The organism is Streptomyces sp. NPDC088745 (assembly GCF_044751045.1).
GTDB classification, from domain to species: Bacteria; Actinomycetota; Actinomycetes; order Streptomycetales; family Streptomycetaceae; genus Streptomyces; species Streptomyces cremeus.
The window spans coordinates 138382-157713 of sequence record NZ_JBIVLB010000011.1; the positions used below are offsets into that span (position 1 = coordinate 138382).

Below are 19332 nucleotides of genomic sequence, written 5' to 3' on the forward strand. Positions count from 1 at the left end.
CCGGGAGCGGGAGGGGCCGCCCCCTTGCCCGCCCGTTCCGCCCCCTTGGGGCGGCCCCGTCGCCCAAGGGGACGGGGGTGGCGGGGCGGCTGCGACGCTCAAGGGGGGACGGGGGCGGCAGGGCGGCTGCGAAAGCCCGAGGAGGACGGGGGTGGCAGGGCGGCTGTGACGCCCAAGGGGGGCGGGGGTGAAGGCGAGGTTGCGGAGCTCAAAAGGGGGCGGCCCCCCCCAGCGGGCTACTCGATGCCGATCAGGAGGGGGGAGGCCTGGTCACCGCCGTGGTAGAGCAGGGTGTCCACTGCCAGGTGCCGCCCCCGCACATGCGCCTCCAGCCCCTCCCCGAGCCCCTCCGGCGCCCCGTCCCCCAGCACCAGCGTCACCAGCTCGCCGCCCGCCGACAGCATCCGGTCCAGCACCGTCCGCGCCGTGGCGGCGACCTCCGTGCCGATCACCGCGACGTCCCCGTCGATCAGCCCGAGCACGTCGCCCGCCTGGCACACGCCCACCGTCGTCCACGACTGCCGTTCCGCGACGGCCAGTTCCGCGTACCGGGTGGCCCCCGCCGCCGACGTCATCGCGACGACGTCCTCGTCGAAGCGCCGTTCCGGCTCGTGCACCGCGAGGGCCGCGATGCCCTGGACCGCGGCCCGGGTCGGGATCAACGCGACTCGCACGCCCTCGCTCCGTACCTGCTGGGCGGCCGCCGCGGCCGTGTGCCGCAGATCCGCGTCGTTGGGCAGCAGCACGACCTCCCGCGCGTGCGCCCGCCGGATCGCGTCGACCAGTTCCCCGCTGGCCGGCGGCTCCCCGGGCCGGGCCAGGACGGTCGTCGCGCCGGCCTCCGCGCACAGCTCCACGAGCCCCTCGCCCGGCACCACCGCGACGACGGCCCGCTGCGCCCGCTCCCGGGGCGGAGCCGTCCGGTCGGCCCCGAAGTGCGTGATGCGGATCCGGTACGGCCGCCCCGCCTCGACCCCCGCCTCGACGGCGGCCCCCGCGTCGTCCACGTGCACGTGCACGTTCCACAGCCCGTCCCCGCCGACCACCACCAGCGAGTCCCCGAGACCGTCCAGCCGGCGCCGCAGCCGGTCCACGGCCGCGTCCTCCGCCTCCAGCAGGTAGATCACCTCGAACGCGGGCCCGCCCTCGTCCGAGTGGTCGGCGGAACAGTCCTCGTCGGCCGCCGGCACGGCAGGGACCTTCGCCCGTACGGCCACCGCCTCCCCCGTGACCGCCTCGACCAGCACCCCGAGCACCGCCACCAGCCCCCGGCCGCCCGCGTCGACGACCCCGGCCCTGCCGAGCGCGGCGAGCTGCGCGGTGGTCCGCGGCAGAGCGGCCCGGGCGCCCTCGTACGCGGCCCGGGCGACACCGGCCACGCCGTCGCCCCCGAAAGCGGCAGCCTCGCGGGCCGCCGCCGTGGCGACCGTGAGCACCGTCCCCTCCACGGGGTGCGCCACCGCTTCGTACGCCAGCGCCGCCGCCCGCTGCAACGCCCTTCGCAGGGCCGCCCCGTCCGCCCGCTCCACCGTGGCCAGTTCCTCGGACATGCCCCGCAGGAGCTGGGAGAGGATCGTGCCGGAGTTCCCCCGGGCGCCTATCAGCGCACCGTGCGCCATGGCCCGTACCGCGTCGGAGAGGAGGGGGAGAGAGGCGGCGGGGCCCGGCACCGTCTCGTGGGCGGCGAAGACGGCCTCCACGGCCTGGGCGGCCGACTCCATCGTCAGATACAGATTCGTCCCCGTGTCCCCGTCGGCGACCGGATAGACGTTGATCGCGTCGATCTCCTCGCGCTCGGCGCCCAGGACCGCGAGGGCCAGCGAGCACCAGGTGCGTACCGCGACGGCGTCGAGGTCGTCGGGGGACTGCGGCACCTGGGCCTCCTCCTTGAGCAGCGGGAACTCTCGCAGATTAGTCCCCGGGGCGGGGACGGCGGCAGAAGGGCCCGGGGCGGGGGCCCCGGCAGCCGTGGTAGTTTCGTTGTACGAGAGCAGTCGTTGTATGCTGCTCCGGTTGCCCGATGAAAATCGGGACATTCCCCCGGCTACGCCACAGGATCCTCGGATCTCCCGGCATGCCGGAATTCACTGTAAGTGCATCTGAAGTCTTTGGAGTGACCGTGGCTGCCAACTGCGACGTCTGCGGCAAGGGGCCGGGCTTCGGCAACAACATTTCGCACTCGCACCGCCGTACCTCGCGTCGTTGGAACCCCAACATCCAGCGCGTGCGTGCAGTGGTCGGTCGGACGCCGAAGCGGCTTAACGTCTGCACCTCGTGCATCAAGGCCGGCAAGGTCTCGCGCTGACGTCTCGATAGCGCGGCCACCTCGCTGGTTGCTTGAAGAACCGGTCCACCCTCGGGTGGGCCGGTTTTTTCTTGCCCGCTTCCGGCTCTTTGCCGCCCGCCCAGCACAATCGGCGCATGCGCTTCGGACTGCTGGGCCCCGTGGAGATACGCACCGACGCGGGCGGGAGCGTCGATCCCGGCGGCGAACGCCAGCGCACTCTCCTCGCCCTGCTGCTCCTGCACACCGGGCGCGGTGTCGGCACCGGGCGCCTCATCGAGGGCCTGTACGGCGACGAGCCGCCGGCCGGAGCCGCGAACGCCCTCCAGGCACAGGTGTCCCGGCTGCGCAGACGCGTCGAAGCCCTCGGCGCACGCGTCGAGTCGGTTCCCTTCGGATACCGGCTCGACACGGGTCCCGCCACCGTCGACGTGCACCTCTTCGAGGACGCGGCGCGCGCCGGACGCACCGCACTGGCCGCGGGGGAGTACGGACGGGCCGCGGAACTGCTGCGCGAGGGCCTGGCCCTGTGGCGCGGAAACGCCTTCGAAGACCTCGCCCCCGCGGCCTTCGCCGCCGGTGAGGCCCGCCGTCTGGAGGAGGCACGGCTGAACGCCCGGGAGGACCTCGCGGCGGCGGAGCTGGAGCTGGGGGGAGGCGCCGCCCTGGTACCGGAACTGCGCGGGCTGATCGCCGCACATCCGCTGCGGGAGCGGCCGTACGGACTGCTGATGCGGGCCCTGCGGGCGGCCGGGCGGACCGCCGAGGCGCTCACCGTCCACGAGGACGCCCGGCGCACCCTCGCCGAGCGGCTCGGCACCGACCCCTCGCCCGAACTGGCCGCCCTCCACCTGGAACTCCTGCGCCCGGAGGGCGCCGCCGCCCCCAGGCCGCTGCCCGCCCGGCTCACCAGCTTCGTCGGACGCGAGAACGACCTGGAGCAGCTCGACGGACTGCTGCGCACGGCCCGCCTGGTGACCCTCACCGGCCCCGGCGGCGCGGGCAAGACGCGCCTCGCCCAGGAGGCGGCGGAGCGCCGGCGAGGCCAGGTCTGTTACGTGGAGCTGGCACCCGTGCGGGACGCGGCGGGCCTGCCGTACGCCGTACTGGCGGCGCTCGGAGTGCGCGAGAGCGGCTTCCCCGACCGGGCGGGCGGCGCCGACGCCCTGGAGCGGCTGCTGTCGGCACTGGCCGCCTGCCCCGGCCTCCTCGTCGTGCTGGACAACTGCGAGCACCTGGTGGAAGGGGCGGCGGCCCTGGCCGTACGGCTCCTCGGCGCCCACCCCGACCTGCGCGTACTGGCCACCAGCAGGGAGGCCCTGTCGATCACGGGGGAGACGCTGGTCACGGTGGAGCCGCTGGGGCGGGCGGCGGCGGTACGCCTCTTCACGGACCGTGCGACCGCCGTGCGCCCGGGAGTCGACCTGCGCCCCGGCGGCGAGGGGCACGCCCGCGCGGAGCGCCTCTGCGCGGCCCTGGACGGCCTTCCGCTCGCCCTGGAGCTCGCGGCGGCCAGGCTGCGCACCCTCACCGTCGGCGAGCTCGCGGACCGCCTCGGCGACCGGCTGGGCGGGCCGGGCGACGACCGTTTCCGGCTGTTGTCGCGCGGCGACCGCACCAAGGAGCCCCGGCACCGCACCCTGCGCGCGGTGGTGGAGTGGAGCTGGGAACTGCTCGACGCGGCGGAACAGCGGCTGGCGCGCAGGTTCACCGTGTTCGCCGGCGCCGTGACGGCGGACGCCGTGCGGCAGGTGTGCGCGGCCGATGACGCGGAGGACGTCCTCGCGTCCCTCGTCGAGAAGTCCTTCGTGACGGCCGCCGACGGGCGCTACCGGATGCTGGAGACGATCCGGGCCTTCTGCGCGGAGCGACTGGGCGCGGAGGAGGAGACGTTCCGCACCGCCCACACGGCGTACTTCCTGGACCTCGCGGAACGGGCCGAGCCGCACCTGCGCGGGGCCGCCCAACTGCGCTGGCTGGACCGCCTGGAGGCCGAGCACACCGACCTCCTGGCCGCCGTGCGGCACGGCGACGCCGCCACCTCCCTGCGGCTGCTCGCCTGCCTGTCCTGGTACGCACCGCTGCGCGGCCGCGCCGGGGAACTGGCGCAGGCGGCCCGTGCGGTGCTGGAGACGGTCGGGCCGCGGCCTCCCGAGGGGCTGGCGGAGGAGTACGTACTGTGCCTGCTGGCGGCCGTCGACCACCGGGCGGGACCGCACGGCACCGCCGCCGACGACGAACTGACCGCGCGCGCCGACCGGCTCGTCGCGGGCCTGATCGGCACCCTGCGCCGCCCGCACACACTCACCCTGTGGTCCCTGGCGGCGGGCCCGCGCACGAGCACGGGGGCGCCGCCGGAGGCGGAGGCGGCGTACGGCGACAGCAGCCCCTGGGCGGCGGCGCTGCTGCGGATGGGCCGCGCCTACCAGCAGCTCTTCGCGGGGCGGCCCGGGGCCGCGGAGGAGGACTTCACGGCGGCGCTGACCGGCTTCCGGGCGACCGGGGACCGCTGGGGCATCGCCAACTCCCTCGACCCGCTCGCCACCTTCGCGCACTGGCGCGGCGACCACGCCCGGGCGCTGGCCCTCCTGGACGAGGCACTGGTCCTCGTCACCGAACTCCGGGCCCCCGAGGAGACCGCCGACATGCTGATGCGGCGCGGCCACGTCCTGCTGCACGCGGGCCGGCCCCGCGAGGCAGTCGCCCTCTTCACCCGCTCCGCCGAACTGTCCCGGAGCGTCGGCGTCCCCGACAAGGCGGCCGGCGCGCTGCGCGGCCTCGGCGACGCGGCCCGCCTGGCCGGCGACACGGCACGCGCGCGCCTGCACTACGAGGCGGCCGTCGCCGTCGGCACGGACAGTTGGTTCGGTACGGGCGAGACCCTGCGCGTGCTGCTCGGCCTCGGCCGCACCGCCCTGGCGGAGGGCGACCGGGCGGGGGCCGAGGAGTGCTTCGGCCAGGCCGCGGTCCTGGCCGCCGGCCAGCCCGGCCGGCTGATCCCGGCCGAGCTCGCCGAAGCCCGGGCGGAGGCGTGCGCTCCGGAGCGGGCGGCGGAACTGCTCGGCGAGGCGGAGGCCCTGCGCGGCGCCCTCGTGCTGGGCGACCTGGACGTCGTGCGGACCAGGGAGGCGGCCCGCTCCGGGCTGACGGAGGAGTCGTACCGGGCGGCGTACGAGCGGGGCCGCCGGGCCCGCTCGTGAGGCGGGGTTCTCCACAGGGGACGGGCCTTGTCAGAGGGATGGTGTCCAATGGATCTCGTGCCCTCGCTCGACGAACCACTCAAGAAGACACTCGGCGGCACCACCGCGAAGGTGATGGCCGAGCACCTCGACCTGCACACGGTCGGTGACCTGCTGCACCACTACCCGCGGCGGTACGCCGAGCGCGGCGAGCTCACCCAGCTCGCGGACCTCCCGCTCGACGAGCACGCCACCGTCGTCGCCCAGGTCGCGGACGCCCGCGTGCTGCGCTTCAACAACGGCAAGGGCCAACGCCTCGAAGTCACCCTCACCGACGGCAGCGGACGCCTCCAGCTCGTCTTCTTCGGCAAGGCGATCTACCACCACCAGAAAGAACTCCTGCCGGGCCGCAAGGGCATGTTCTCCGGCAAGGTCGGCGTGTTCCGCAACATCCGCCAGCTCTCCCACCCGGCGTACGAGATGCTCGGCAAGGACGCGGGCTCCGACGCCGTCGAGGCCTGGGCGAACCAACTGATCCCCCTCTATCCGGCCTGCGCCCAGATGGAGAGCTGGAAGATCGCCAAGACCGTCGACGTGGTCCTGGCCTCCATGGAGGCCGCCGACTGGGCGGAGCTGGTCGATCCCCTCCCGGCCGCCCTGCGCGAGGGCCGGGGCCTGGTCCCGCTCCCCGACGCCTTCCGCAAGATCCACCGCCCGCGCACCAAGGCGGAGATCGCCGACGCCCGCGACCGCCTCAAGTGGGACGAGGCCTTCGTCCTGCAAGTCGCCCTGGCCCGCCGCCGCCACGCCGAGACGCAACTGCCCGCCGTCGCCCGCAGGCCCGCCCCGGACGGCCTCCTGGACGCCTTCGACGCGAAGCTCCCCTTCACCCTCACCGAGGGCCAGCGGAAGGTCTCGAAGGAGATCTTCGACGACCTCGCCACCGAACACCCGATGCACCGCCTGCTGCAGGGAGAGGTCGGGAGCGGGAAGACGATGGTGGCGCTGCGCGCCATGCTGGCCGTCGTCGACGCGGGCGGGCAGGCCGCGATGCTCGCGCCCACCGAGGTGCTCGCGCAGCAGCACCACCGGTCGATCGTGGAGATGATGGGCGAACTGGCCGAGGGCGGGATGCTCGGCGGATCGGCCATCGGGACGAAGGTCGTGCTGCTCACCGGGTCGATGGGGATGCCCGCCCGGCGGCAGGCGCTGCTCGACCTGGTCACGGGGGAGGCGGGACTCGTCATCGGCACGCACGCGCTGATCGAGGACAAGGTGCAGTTCCACGACCTGGGGCTGGTGGTCGTCGACGAGCAGCACCGGTTCGGGGTCGAGCAGCGGGACGCGCTCCGGTCCAAGGGCAAGCAGCCGCCGCACCTGCTGGTCATGACGGCCACCCCCATCCCCCGCACGGTCGCCATGACCGTCTTCGGCGACCTGGAGACGTCCGTGCTGGACCAGCTCCCCGCCGGGCGCTCGCCGATCGCCACCCACGTCGTACCGGCCAAGGACAAGCCGCACTTCCTGGCCCGCGCCTGGGAACGCGTGCGGGAGGAAGTGGAGAACGGCCATCAGGCGTACGTCGTCTGCCCGCGCATCGGGGACGGCGAGGACGAGCCGAAGAAGAAGTCCAAGAAGGCCGCCGAGGAGGCCGAGGACCCGGAGAAGCGGCCCCCGCTCGCCGTCCTGGAGATCGCCGAGCAGCTCCGCGCCGGCGCGCTCGCGGGGCTGCGGGTGGAGGTGCTGCACGGGCGGATGCAGCCCGACGACAAGGACGACGTGATGCGCCGGTTCGCGGCCGGGGACGTGGACGTCCTCGTCGCGACCACGGTCATCGAGGTCGGGGTGAACGTGCCGAACGCCACCGCGATGGTGATCATGGACGCCGACCGCTTCGGCGTCTCCCAGCTCCACCAGTTGCGCGGCCGGGTCGGGCGGGGGTCGGCCCCCGGGCTGTGCCTGCTGGTCAGCGAGATGCCCGAGGCCAGTCCCGCCAGGGCCAGGCTGGCCGCCGTCGCCGCCACCCTCGACGGCTTCGAGCTGTCCCGCATCGACCTCGAACAGCGCCGGGAGGGCGACGTCCTCGGGCAGGCCCAGTCCGGCGTCCGGTCCTCGCTGCGCGTGCTCGCCGTCATCGAGGACGAGGAGGTCATCGCGGCCGCCCGCGAGGAGGCCGTCCAGATCGTCGCCGCCGACCCCGAACTGGAACGCCTCCCGGAGCTGCGGACGGCGCTGGACGCGCTGCTGGACAAGGACCGGGAGGAGTACCTGGACAAGGGGTGACCACGGCGGCGCCGGCCCGGCCGCCGCTCGTCTCGCGGAACGTGACGCGGACGCGTGCGAGGCGCGCGGTGCCGTCGCGGCCTCTTCGACGGCCCAGGGACACGGGCTCCCTCGCCTTCTCGGGCGACGCGGACGGCTCCATCGGCCAGGACCGGCCGTACGCGTACTCCACCGCGAGCCGCGTATTCCACCGCGAACAAGGGCACCCCGTTCCGGCGGGGCCCACGCCTGCCGGAAGGGCGTGGGGCTGAGAGACTGGCCGGGTAGCCCGACCCCGTACCGACCAAGGACCTCACCACATGACCCGCGTGATCGCAGGCACCGCCGGCGGACGCCGCCTGGCCGTACCGCCGGGCAACGGCACCCGCCCCACCTCCGACCGCGCGCGCGAGGGCCTGTTCTCGACCTGGGAGGCGCTGCTCGGGACGCTGGAGGGGGTGCGGATCGCCGACCTCTACGCGGGCTCCGGCGCCGTCGGGCTCGAAGCGCTGTCCCGGGGCGGCGTGCACGCCCTGCTCGTCGAGGCCGACCCCAAGGCGGTGCGGACGATCCGGGACAACGTGCGCACGCTGGGTCTGCCCGGCGCCGAGGTCCGCGCGGGCAAGGCCGAGCAGGTCGTGACCGCGCAGCCGCCCGCTGACCCGTACGACATCGTCTTCCTGGACCCCCCGTACGCCGTCACGGACGACGATCTTCGGGAGATCCTCCTCACACTCCACGCCCAGGGGTGGCTCGCGGAGGACGCGCTCGCCACCGTGGAACGCGGCACCAGAGGCGGAGAATTCACGTGGCCCAAGGGATTCGAGCCGCTGCGGGCCCGTCGCTACGGCGAGGGAACGCTCTGGTACGGTCGCGCCGCCTCACCGTGCGACGACGCACGACCGTGCGACGACGCCCCCGAAGGCGCGGACGCACGATGACCGGACCGGAGAGCGAGGGACCACAGATGCGCCGGGCAGTCTGTCCCGGGTCGTTCGACCCCATCACCAACGGACATCTCGACATCATCGGCCGGGCCTCCAGCCTTTACGACGTGGTGCACGTCGCGGTGATGATCAACCAGTCGAAGAAAGGTCTCTTCTCCGTCGAGGAGCGGATCGAGCTGATCCGGGAGGCCACCGCCGACTACGGCAACATCGTGGTCGAGTCCCACCACGGGCTGCTCGTCGACTTCTGCAAGGAGCGCGACATCCCCGCGATCGTCAAGGGCCTGCGGGCCGTCAGCGACTTCGACTACGAACTCCAGATGGCGCAGATGAACAACGGGCTCTCCGGTGTGGAGACCCTCTTCATACCCACCAACCCCACCTACAGCTTCCTCTCCTCCAGCCTGGTCAAGGAGGTCGCGGCCTGGGGCGGCGACGTCGCGCACCTGCTGCCGGAACACGTGCACGCGGCGCTGACGAAGCGCCTCGCGGAGAAGCGCGCGCAGGCGCCGGACAACTGACAGACCGTCAGCAGGTGTCGGGCGGGACACGACTGGCCTTACAGTCGTCCCGTCCGTCTCCACACCAGGCCGAGAGAGTGGCGAGAACACGGTGGACGTGCAGAACAAGCTGGACCGGATCGTCGAGGCGATCGGCAACGCCCGGTCCATGCCCATGTCGGCCTCGTGCGTGGTCAACCGCGCCGACCTGCTGGACATGCTCGAAGAGGTGCGGCAGGCCCTGCCGAACTCCCTCGCCCACGCCCAGGAGCTGATCGGCGGCCGCGAGCAGTTGGTCGAGCAGGCCCGCGAGGAGGCCGCGCGGATCATCGAGACCGCCCAGGCCCAGCGCGGCGACCTGATCTCCGACACCGAGGTCGCCCGCCGCTCCCAGGCCGAGGCCGACCGCATCCTCGCCGAGGCCCGCCAGGAGGCCGAGGAGATCCGCGCCGAGGCCGACGAGTACGTCGACTCCAAGCTCGCCAACTTCGAGGTCGTCCTCACCAAGACCATCGGCTCGGTGGGCCGCGGCCGCGAGAAGCTGCTCGGCCGGGGCCCGGGCCTCGGCGGACAGGGCTACGGCGACCCCGAGGACGACGACGCCCCGGACTACAGCCCCGACCCGGCGACCCTGCTCAGCCGCGCCGACGAGTACGTCGACACCAAGCTCGGCGCCTTCGAGGCCGTTCTCGCCAAGACGCTGGAGGCGGTCGGCAAGGGCCGCCAGAAGCTGCACGGCCGCGTCGCCTCCGACGACCTGGGCCTGCACATGGCCGAGCAGGACGGCCTGGACCACTCGCAGCTCCGCGGTTCCGACGCCGACTTCCTCGCCGACCTGGCCGAGCCGCAGCCCGCCCCGGTCCAGGCCCCCGCCCCGCCGCGCGCCCCCGAGCCCCCGCAGCTCCAGCCCCAGGTGCCCGCCCAGCAGCCGTACGACCCGTACGCGGCCCAGTACGGCCGGCAGCCCCAGCAGCAGGACGCCTACGCGGCCCCCTACGGCCAGCAGGACCCGTACGGTTACCAGCAGGACCCGTACGCGGCCTCCTACGCCCAGCAGGGGTACGACCAGTACGGCCGGCCCCTGCCACAGCAACCGCAGTCCCAGCCGCCCCAGCAGTCCCACCAGCAGCAGGGCGCTCTTGACGAGACCAGCATGTTCGACACGAGCATGATCGATCTCGACCGGTTGCGGGAGTACGAGCAGGGCCGCTGACGCCCGTCGCGGGGGCCCCGGGACCGGATTGGGCACTGGGCGACGCGTCAAGTATCCTGGCCATTCGTCGCGGACCACGTCTGCGATCTCGGCTGCCCGATTCGCCATGGATTTCCGTCCTGCGACGCTACGGCAGCCCCTCCGAAAGCAATCCGAAAGCAGGAAATCCCCTGAACGCGCGCCTCGACCACCGCAACCCCCTCGTGTTCGACACACACGAGCTGGGCCGGCGTCCCGGTGCGCTCCAGCGGCTGACCCGCTCCGCGGAGGCCCCCAAGGACTTCGGTGTCGAAGGGGTCGTCGGCGTACCGGAAGGTGCGCCCTTGGAGATCAGGCTCCGCCTCGAATCCGTCATGGAAGGGGTGCTTGTCACAGGCACCGTCCGTGCGGAGGCCGAGGGGGAGTGCGTAAGGTGTCTGGAGCCGGTGCGACTGAAGGTCGCGGCCGACTTCCAGGAGATGTTCTCGTACCCTGACGCCGACGACCGGGGCCGCGCACAAGCGGAACCGGGCGACGACGCCGAGGACGACGAGGACACACTCTTCCTCGAGGACGGCTTGTTCGACCTCGAACCGGTGCTGCGCGATGCGGTGGTGCTCGCACTGCCGATGCAGCCGGTGTGCCGGGAGGACTGTGCAGGTCTGTGCTCGCAGTGCGGGACCAGCCTGAACGAGAACCCGGACCACCATCATGACGCCGTCGACATCCGTTGGGCGGCGTTGCAGGGACTCGTCGAGACCGGCCAGGTCGACGAGAAGGACAACGTGCACGACGCTGATTCCGGCGTCGACGAGAAGCAGGAGAAGTAGCCGTGGCTGTTCCGAAGCGGAAGATGTCGCGCAGCAACACGCGCCACCGCCGGTCGCAGTGGAAGGCTGCGGTCCCCACCCTGGTGTCGTGCGAGCGCTGCCAGGAGCCGAAGCTCCAGCACATTGCGTGCCCGAGCTGCGGCACGTACAACAAGCGCCAGGTCCTCGAGGTCTGAGCGGCTGGTGAGAGGCACCATGTCTGAGTCACACAAGACGGACAATGCCTCGTCTCACACGCTTCTGGAAGGGCGGCTCGGGTATCACCTCGAGTCCGCCCTTCTGGTGCGTGCGCTGACCCATCGTTCGTACGCGTACGAGAACGGCGGCCTGCCGACGAACGAGCGTCTGGAGTTCCTCGGGGACTCCGTGCTCGGCCTCGTCGTCACGGACACGCTGTACCGCACCCACCCCGACCTCCCGGAAGGCCAGTTGGCCAAGCTCCGGGCCGCGGTGGTCAATTCTCGTGCGCTGGCGGAGGTGGGCCGCGGCCTCGAACTCGGCTCCTTCATCCGGCTCGGCCGGGGCGAAGAGGGCACGGGAGGCCGGGACAAGGCATCCATCCTCGCCGACACCCTGGAAGCGGTGATCGGCGCGGTCTATCTCGACCAGGGTCTGGACGCCGCTTCCGAGCTGGTGCACCGGCTCTTCGATCCGCTGATCGAGAAGTCGTCCAGCCTCGGCGCCGGTCTGGACTGGAAGACCAGTCTCCAGGAGCTCACCGCGGCCGAGGGGCTCGGGGTCCCCGAGTACCTGGTCACGGAGACGGGCCCGGACCACGAGAAGACCTTCACTGCTGCCGCCCGCGTCGGTGGTGTCTCGTACGGCACCGGCACCGGCCGCAGCAAGAAGGAAGCGGAACAGCAGGCGGCGGAGTCCGCATGGCGCGCGATCAGCGCGGCGGCGGCGAAGGCCGAGGCCGAGGCGGTTCCGGCTCCCCAGCCGGACGACGAGAACTCGTCGCAGGTCGCCTGACCCCGTTTGACCAGCAGCAGTACGTCCGGCCCCGGTGGCGCCCCTCGCAGGGCGGCGCCGGGGCCGGACGTGTACCCGAACACCGTGACAGGAGTACCGCCGTGCCCGAGCTGCCCGAAGTGGAAGTCGTACGCCGAGGTCTGGAGCGGTGGGTCGCCGACCGCACGGTGGCCGAGGTCGAGGTGCTGCATCCGCGTGCGGTGCGCCGCCACCTCGCCGGCGGCGAGGACTTCGCGCAGCGGCTGCGCGGGCACCGGATGGGAGCCGCGCGGCGCCGCGGCAAGTACCTGTGGCTGCCGCTGGACGACGCGCCGCTCGCGGTCCTCGGGCACCTCGGAATGAGCGGCCAGTTGCTGGTCCGGCCCGAGGAGACCGCCGACGAGAAGCACCTGCGGGTGCGCGTGCGCTTCGCCGACGGGCTCGGTACGGAGCTGCGCTTCGTCGACCAGCGCACCTTCGGCGGACTCTCGCTGCACGACACCACCGCCGACGGCCTCCCCGACGTCATCGGGCACATCGCCCGCGACCCCCTCGACGAGGCCTTCGACGACGACGCCTTCCACACGGCGCTGCGGCTGCGGCGAACGACGATCAAGCGGGCGCTGCTCGACCAGTCGCTGATCAGCGGCGTCGGGAACATCTACGCGGACGAGGCGCTGTGGCGCTCGCGCCTGCACTACGACCGCCCCACCGCGTCCATGACCCGCCCGCGCTCGGCGGAACTCCTCGGCCACGTCCGGGACGTGATGACCGCGGCGCTCGCCGTCGGCGGCACCAGCTTCGACAGTCTGTACGTCAACGTGAACGGCGAATCGGGTTACTTCGACCGCTCGCTCGACGCGTACGGGCGCGAGGGCCTGCCGTGCGGCCGGTGCGGCACCCCGATGCGGCGCCGGCCGTGGATGAACCGGTCGAGCTACTTCTGCCCCAAGTGCCAGCGTCCGCCGAGGGTGGTCACCGCGCGGTAGCGGGACGGGGATTGCCGGTGGTGCGGACCAGTGTGCGGTCGATGCTCCGTTGATCCGCCGTGTCCGCACAGGGAGTCACGATGTCCGAGGCCTGCACGACGCCCGAACTCTCCGCGCGGGAGGCCGTCGTCCCCCATGCCGAGCCCGGCTCGCCCGGACTGCCACTGACAGCGACCGGCGGAACGGTCCGCGAATTCCGGCGGCCGGAATCCCCGGGGTCGCGGGCCTCGATGGTCACGGGCCCCGATGGTCACCAGCCCGGTGGGGGGCGGTCAGAAACCGAAGTCCTGGGTCCACCACGGGCCGCCGTCGGCCATGTGCACGCCGACGCCCAGGGTCGTGTACTCGCAGTTCAGGATGTTCTTGCGGTGGCCTTCGCTCTTCATCCAGGCGTCCATCACGGCCTGGGCGTCGGCCTGGCCGCGGGCGATGTTCTCGCCGCCGAGGTCCTTGATGCCCGCCTTCGCGGCGCGGTCCCACGGAGTCGCGCCGTCCGGGTCGGTGTGGTCGAAGAAGCCGCGGGCCGCCATGTCGCGGCTGAAGCCGGCGGCGAGCGTGGCCAGGCCGGTGTCCGGGCGCAGCGGGCGGCAGCCCGCCTTCGCGCGTTCCTGGTTGACCAGGGAGAGCACGGCCGCCGCCGCGTCGTTCGCGGAGGAGGGGGCCTTGCGCGGTTGCGGGGCGGCCGGGGTGGCGGCGGGTGTGTGCGTCTGTGGACGCTGCGCCGCCGCGGACCGGGCAGCCTTCGCGGCGTCCGTCTTCGCGGTGTCCGGCTTCGTCTGCTGCTGCGAATCGGCGTCCGGCTCCGGCGTCGCGCCGACCGGGTTCGAGCGCTGCGGGGAGGGGGTCTGCGAGGGGGCCTGCGGCCGGTCCGTCCCGGGCGTCGCAGCCGGGGCCGGGGCCCGGTCCGCCGGGGTCGCGGTGGCACCGCCCTGCGCCTTGAGGTCCACCGCGCCGCCCGCGGTCACCCGGTCGCCGGAGCCGTTGCCGCCGCCGCCGAGGGTGTAGTTGTCACTGCCGGGGAGGATGCCGGACGCCACGGCCACCGCGCCGAAGGCCAGGGCCGCGGAGACACCGAGAAGGCCGGTGCGCACCGGTGCGGGGCGCTTCTTCCGGTGGCCGCCGTGGTTGCCGCCGGCCGTTCCGTCCGCGAACTCAGCGGCGTCGGACCCGGCGGCAGTGCGTCGATGGCGTCCCATCTGCTGTGCCTTCCTCAGAAACTCGACGGTCCATGTGTTCACCCATAAGGATGAGGCTCATTGCGTCGGGACTGTACGGCATGACGGGTGGGGGCGAAGTGCCGCTTGGGCAATTGGCCGGTTAGCGTGCAGTCATGAACGAAGACGCACGGCCCGACGCACGGCTCACCGCATGGGTGCGCGGTCGGGTACAGGGAGTGGGCTTTCGCTGGTTCACCAGGGCAAACGCTTTGCAGATCGGCGACCTCGAAGGCTTCGCGCTCAATCTCGACGACGGCCGCGTGCAGGTGGTCGCCGAGGGCCCCCGTGAGCAGTGCCACCGCCTGCTGGAGTGGCTGCGCTCGGACGACACTCCCGGCCGGGTCGACGGTGTCACTGAGATATGGAGCACACCTCGTGGGGGGTACACCGGCTTCGCCATCCGCTGATCCGCCGCGCCCCGGACCCGTCGGGCCGGGGCGCGAAGGCGTGCCCCTGGCATGTGCGTTCGGCAGAAAGGCCCTGGTGGTTGCCAGAAACGGGTAGTCATGGAAGGCTGCCCGTACAAGGATGATCTCCGCGCCCTCAGGGCCCCGCAGAGAGTGCGTTGCCGTCGGTCCCCGTGCCGCAGACGGCCGAACGCCCCCGGGTCGCCCATCGATACGGGCTGTGATCGTGTTGACCGTCAAACTTTTTGGTGAGACTCTGGAATCCCCGCGCACCTTAGCTGTTTGGCAGCGAGAACCGCAGTGAAACAACAGCACTGCCAAGCACCGCGGGTGCGATTCCCTCACGACCCAACCGCTCCCGGTCGGTCACTCAGTGTGGAGGACCACTCATCATGGCAAAGGCGCTTCTCGGTTACGTCGGCGGCTCCGACCCGCGACTCCTCGCCGAGATGCGACGGCTTCAGCAGCGTGTCCAGGATCTCGAGTCCGAGCTCAACCGGATTCAGAACGAGAACGACACGCTCACCGCCGCCGCTCAGCACCGCGGAGACTCTTCCGTGCTCGACGAGGACTTCGAAAGGGACGTCCCGCGCGCGGAGCCCGCACTCACCTGATTCCGCAGTCGCCGTCGCAGGCCGACACCTGCGCGGTTTCCCGGTTTCTGCGAGGGACGTCTTTTCCGGCGTCCCTTCTGCCTTTCGTCGACCTCTGTCGATCTTTCGTCGCCTCCGGTCGACCTCCCGGCCACACCCCGTTTTCCTCACGTCTGATGTGCCCTGCACATTCATCGGTGAAACCGGGACGGCCCGGCGAGTCCGGTGGATGATCGCGACATCCCGGTAAAGTCCGGCTGCGTGCACCTCAAGGCCATGACCCTCCGGGGTTTCAAGTCGTTCGCGTCGGCCACGACGCTCCGTTTCGAGCCCGGCATCACCTGTGTCGTCGGCCCCAACGGTTCGGGCAAGTCCAACGTGGTGGACGCGCTCTCGTGGGTCATGGGCGAGCAGGGCGCCAAGTCCCTGCGCGGCGGCAAGATGGAGGACGTCATCTTCGCCGGCACGACCGGGCGGCCTCCGCTCGGGCGCGCCGAGGTGTCGCTCACCATCGACAACTCCGACGGCGCGCTGCCCATCGAGTACGCCGAGGTCACCATCACGCGGATCATGTTCCGCAACGGCGGCAGCGAGTACCAGATCAACGGCGACACCTGCCGGCTGCTCGACATCCAGGACCTCCTCTCCGATTCCGGCATCGGCCGGGAGATGCACGTCATCGTCGGTCAGGGGCAGCTCGACTCCGTCCTGCACGCCGATCCGACGGGCCGCCGCGCCTTCATCGAGGAGGCGGCCGGCGTCCTCAAGCACCGCAAGCGCAAGGAGAAGGCGCTGCGGAAGCTGGAGGCGATGAAGGCCAACCTGGCCCGCGTCGAGGACCTCACCGGCGAGCTCCGCCGCCAGCTCAAGCCGCTGGGCCGTCAGGCCGCCGTCGCCCGGCGGGCCGCCGTGATCCAGGCCGACCTCCGTGACGTACGACTGCGGCTCCTCGCCGACGACCTGGTACGGATGCAGGAGGCGCTCGGCGCCGAGATCGCCGACGAGGCAGCGCTCAAGGCCCGCAAGGAGGCCGCCGGGGCCCAGCTCGAGGCCGCGCTCCAGCGGGAGGCCGAGCTGGAGGAGGAGGTGCGCAGGCTCGCGCCCCGGCTCCAGCGGGCGCAGCAGGCCTGGTACGAGCTGTCCCGGTTCGCCGAGCGGGTGCGCGGCACGGTCTCGCTCGCCGACGCCCGCGTGACCAGCGCGAACGCCGCTCCCGTCGAGGAGCGCCGGGGTCGCGACCCCGAGGACATGGAGCGCGAGGCCGCCCGCGTCCGCGAGCAGGAGGCCGAGTTGACGGCCGCTCTGGAGACGGCGCGGCACGCCCTGGACAACACCGTCGAGCACCGCGCCGAGCTGGAGCGCGGCCTCGCGGCGGAGGAACGCAGGCTGAAGGACCTCGCCCGGGCCGTCGCCGACCGGCGGGAGGGGCTGGCCCGGCTGCGCGGGCAGGTCGACGCGGCCCGCAGCCGGGCCGGCTCCGCGCGGGCCGAGATCGACCGGCTCGCCGAGGCCCGCGACGCGGCGCAGCAGCGGGCGGACGCGGCCCAGGAGGAGTACGAGCAGCTCAGGGCGGAGGTCGAAGGACTGGACGCGGGTGACGCGGAGCTGGCCGTGCGGCACGACGCCGCCCGGCGCGAACTGGCCCGGGCGGACGGCGAGTTGGGTGACGTACGGGAGGAGCTGACGGCGGCCGAGCGCGAGCGGGCCGCCACCTCCGCCCGCCGGGAGGCCCTGGCGCTCGGGCTGCGCCGCAAGGACGGCACGGGCGCGCTGCTCGGCGCGGGGGAGTCCCTGACCGGGCTGCTGGGTCCTGCGGCGGAGCTGCTGACGGTCGTCCCGGGGTACGAGGTGCAGGTCGCCGCGGCGCTCGGGGCGGCGGCCGACGCGGTCGCGGTGCGCGGTCCCGGGGCCGCCGCCGAGGCGATCCGGCTGCTGCGCAAGCAGGACGCGGGACGGGCGGCGCTGCTGCTGGCCGGTGAGCCGGGGGAGGCCGCCGAGGGCGAGGCCCCCGCGCCGTACGCCGTGGAATTCGTACGGGGGCCCGAGGAGCTCATGGGGGCCGTGCGGCGGCTGCTGCGCGGGACGGTGGTCGTCGGAACGCTGGAGGACGCCGAGGACCTGCTCTGCGCGCACCCGGGGCTGACCGCCGTCACCGCAGAGGGCGACGTGCTCGGGGCGCACTTCGCGCAGGGCGGTTCGGCGGGCGCGCCGAGCCTGCTGGAGGTACAGGCGTCCGTGGACGAGGCGGACGCGGAGCTGGCGGAGCTGGCCGTGCGGTGCGCGGAGCTGGCCGGCCGGCAGACGGCGGCCAAGGAGCGCAGGGCCCGGTGCGCGGCCCTGGCGGAGGAGCTGGGGGAGGCGCGGCGGGCCGGGGACCGGGAGCGGTCGGCGGTGGCGCAGCGGCTGGGGCGGCTCGCCGGGCAGGCGCGCGGCGCTTCGGGGGAGGCCGAGCGGTCGGCCGCCGCGGCGGCCAGGGCGCAGGAGGCGCTGGAGCGGGCCGTCGGGGAGGCCGAGGAACTGGCGGAGCGGCTCGCGGTGGCCGAGGAGGCGCCGGTGGAGGAGGAGCCGGACACCGCGACGCGGGACCGGCTCGCGGCGGACGGGGCGAACGCCCGGCAGACCGAGATGGAGGCCAGGCTTCAGGTCCGTACGCACGAGGAGCGCGTGCAGGGCCTGGCGGGGCGGGCCGACGCGCTCGACCGGGGCGCCCGCGCCGAGCGCGAGGCCAGGGCGCGGGCCGAGCGGCACAGGGCCCGGATGCGCTACGAGGCGCGGGTGGCGGCGGCGGTCGCGGCCGGCGCCCGGCAGTTGCTGGCGCACGCCGAGGTCTCCCTCGTACGGGCGGACGAGGAGCGGTCGGTCGCGGAGGCGGCGAAGGCGGAGTGGGAGAAGGAGCTCGCGGCGGAGCGGGTGCGCGGGCGGGAGCTGAAGCAGGAACTCGACAAGCTCACCGATTCGGTTCACCGCGGCGAGGTACTTGGAGCGGAGAAGCGGCTGCGGATCGAGCAGCTCGAGACGAGGGCCCTGGAGGAGTTGGGCGTGGAGCCGGCGGCGCTGGTGGGCGAGTACGGGCCGGAGCAGCCCGTGCCGCCTTCGCCCGCGGCCGACGGCGGGGAGTTGCCCGAGGACCCGGAGCACCCGCGCAACCTGCCCAGGCCCTTCGTCAGGGCGGAGCAGGAGAAGCGGCTGAAGGCCGCCGAACGGGCGTATCAGCAGCTCGGAAAGGTGAACCCGCTCGCTCTTGAGGAGTTCGCGGCGCTGGAGGAGCGGCACCAGTTCCTCTCCGAGCAGTTGGAGGACCTCAAGCGGACCCGGGCCGACCTCCTCCAGGTGGTCAAGGAGGTGGACGAGCGGGTGGAGCAGGTCTTCACCGAGGCGTACCGGGACACGGCGCGCGAGTTCGAGGGCGTCTTCGCCCAGCTGTTCCCGGGCGGCGAGGGACGGCTGGTCCTGACCGATCCCGACAACATGCTGACCTCGGGGGTCGACGTGGAGGCGCGGCCGCCGGGGAAGAAGGTGAAGCGGCTGTCGCTCCTGTCCGGCGGCGAGCGCTCGCTCACCGCGGTCGCGCTGCTGGTGTCGATCTTCAAGGCGAGGCCCAGCCCCTTCTATGTGATGGACGAGGTGGAGGCGGCGCTCGACGACACGAACCTCCAGCGATTGATTCGGATCATGAAGGAGCTCCAGGAGAGTTCCCAGCTCATCGTCATCACCCACCAGAAGCGGACCATGGAGGTGGCGGACGCGCTCTACGGCGTCTCGATGCAGGGCGACGGGGTGTCGAAGGTGATCAGCCAGCGGCTGCGCTGAGCTCGCGCGGCTCCGTGTTCCCCGGGGACACACCCCGCCACTTGCTTCAAAGGGTGAAGGAATACGATCTCCTTCGTTCCTTTTGGATTCAAGTAGCGACAACCGGCTACAAGAAGCTTCGAGTGGTGGACAGCGTGCAGGTGTGCGCCACTGGAAGTCCCCTTGACGAGC

15 protein-coding genes are annotated in these 19332 nt (G+C 72.8%); 13 read left to right on the forward strand and 2 right to left on the reverse strand.

From position 1 onward, the window contains the following. Positions 1 to 236 precede the first annotated feature (236 nt). Positions 237 to 1874 carry a DAK2 domain-containing protein gene (locus ACIP93_RS26295; RefSeq protein ID WP_401762193.1) on the reverse strand — a complete coding sequence of 546 codons (1638 nt, stop codon included), beginning with the start codon at positions 1872 to 1874 and terminating at the stop codon, positions 237 to 239. A gap of 245 nt (positions 1875 to 2119) precedes the next feature. Between ACIP93_RS26295 and rpmB the strand changes: the two genes are divergently transcribed. The 10 genes from rpmB (at position 2120) to mutM (ending at position 13134) form a co-directional block, all read left to right on the forward strand. Next, entirely contained in the window at positions 2120 to 2305 is a 186-nt protein-coding gene (gene rpmB / locus ACIP93_RS26300; protein ID WP_003957616.1) for a 50S ribosomal protein L28, read from the forward strand. Positions 2306 to 2421: 116 nt separating this feature from the next. Then, positions 2422 to 5484, forward strand: coding sequence for a BTAD domain-containing putative transcriptional regulator (locus tag ACIP93_RS26305; RefSeq protein ID WP_401762195.1), 3063 nt, complete (start codon positions 2422 to 2424; stop codon positions 5482 to 5484). Positions 5485 to 5532: 48 nt separating this feature from the next. Beyond that, complete coding sequence (gene recG / locus ACIP93_RS26310) at positions 5533 to 7746, forward strand: ATP-dependent DNA helicase RecG (protein WP_401762197.1); 2214 nt, start codon at positions 5533 to 5535, stop codon at positions 7744 to 7746. Positions 7747 to 8045: 299 nt separating this feature from the next. Further along, the gene (rsmD, locus tag ACIP93_RS26315) at positions 8046 to 8666 is read left to right on the forward strand and encodes a 16S rRNA (guanine(966)-N(2))-methyltransferase RsmD (RefSeq protein WP_401762200.1); all 621 of its coding nucleotides are present in this window, start codon (positions 8046 to 8048) and stop codon (positions 8664 to 8666) included. Between the two features lie 26 nt (positions 8667 to 8692). Continuing rightward, positions 8693 to 9193 (forward strand): pantetheine-phosphate adenylyltransferase, encoded by a 501-nt coding sequence (coaD, locus tag ACIP93_RS26320; RefSeq protein WP_401762203.1) that lies wholly within the window; start codon positions 8693 to 8695, stop codon positions 9191 to 9193. A 91-nt stretch (positions 9194 to 9284) separates the two neighbouring features. Beyond that, complete coding sequence (locus tag ACIP93_RS26325) at positions 9285 to 10385, forward strand: ATP synthase F0 subunit B (RefSeq protein ID WP_401762206.1); 1101 nt, start codon at positions 9285 to 9287, stop codon at positions 10383 to 10385. 170 nt (positions 10386 to 10555) lie between these two features. Continuing rightward, positions 10556 to 11194: a DUF177 domain-containing protein gene (locus tag ACIP93_RS26330; protein ID WP_345229124.1), complete on the forward strand. Its 639-nt coding sequence runs from the start codon at positions 10556 to 10558 to the stop codon at positions 11192 to 11194. A gap of 2 nt (positions 11195 to 11196) precedes the next feature. After that, entirely contained in the window at positions 11197 to 11370 is a 174-nt protein-coding gene (rpmF, locus tag ACIP93_RS26335; RefSeq protein ID WP_003965982.1) for a 50S ribosomal protein L32, read from the forward strand. 7 nt (positions 11371 to 11377) lie between these two features. Beyond that, positions 11378 to 12166, forward strand: a complete 789-nt coding sequence (gene rnc, locus ACIP93_RS26340; RefSeq protein WP_401762208.1) for a ribonuclease III — start codon at positions 11378 to 11380, stop codon at positions 12164 to 12166. Between the two features lie 101 nt (positions 12167 to 12267). Further along, the gene (mutM, locus tag ACIP93_RS26345; RefSeq protein ID WP_401762211.1) at positions 12268 to 13134 is read left to right on the forward strand and encodes a bifunctional DNA-formamidopyrimidine glycosylase/DNA-(apurinic or apyrimidinic site) lyase; all 867 of its coding nucleotides are present in this window, start codon (positions 12268 to 12270) and stop codon (positions 13132 to 13134) included. 272 nt (positions 13135 to 13406) lie between these two features. Here mutM and ACIP93_RS26350 read toward each other — a convergent pair whose 3' ends face one another. Further along, positions 13407 to 14330: a CAP domain-containing protein gene (locus tag ACIP93_RS26350; protein ID WP_401762214.1), complete on the reverse strand. Its 924-nt coding sequence runs from the start codon at positions 14328 to 14330 to the stop codon at positions 13407 to 13409. A 134-nt stretch (positions 14331 to 14464) separates the two neighbouring features. On the opposite strand from ACIP93_RS26350, the gene ACIP93_RS26355 reads away from it, so the two are divergent. From ACIP93_RS26355 to smc, 3 genes are all read left to right on the forward strand, one after another. Continuing rightward, complete coding sequence (locus tag ACIP93_RS26355; RefSeq protein ID WP_345228124.1) at positions 14465 to 14758, forward strand: acylphosphatase; 294 nt, start codon at positions 14465 to 14467, stop codon at positions 14756 to 14758. A gap of 392 nt (positions 14759 to 15150) precedes the next feature. Further along, positions 15151 to 15372, forward strand: coding sequence for a hypothetical protein (locus ACIP93_RS26360; protein ID WP_345228123.1), 222 nt, complete (start codon positions 15151 to 15153; stop codon positions 15370 to 15372). A gap of 240 nt (positions 15373 to 15612) precedes the next feature. After that, positions 15613 to 19161, forward strand: coding sequence for a chromosome segregation protein SMC (gene smc, locus ACIP93_RS26365; protein WP_401762218.1), 3549 nt, complete (start codon positions 15613 to 15615; stop codon positions 19159 to 19161). The last annotated feature ends 171 nt before the right edge of the window (positions 19162 to 19332 follow it).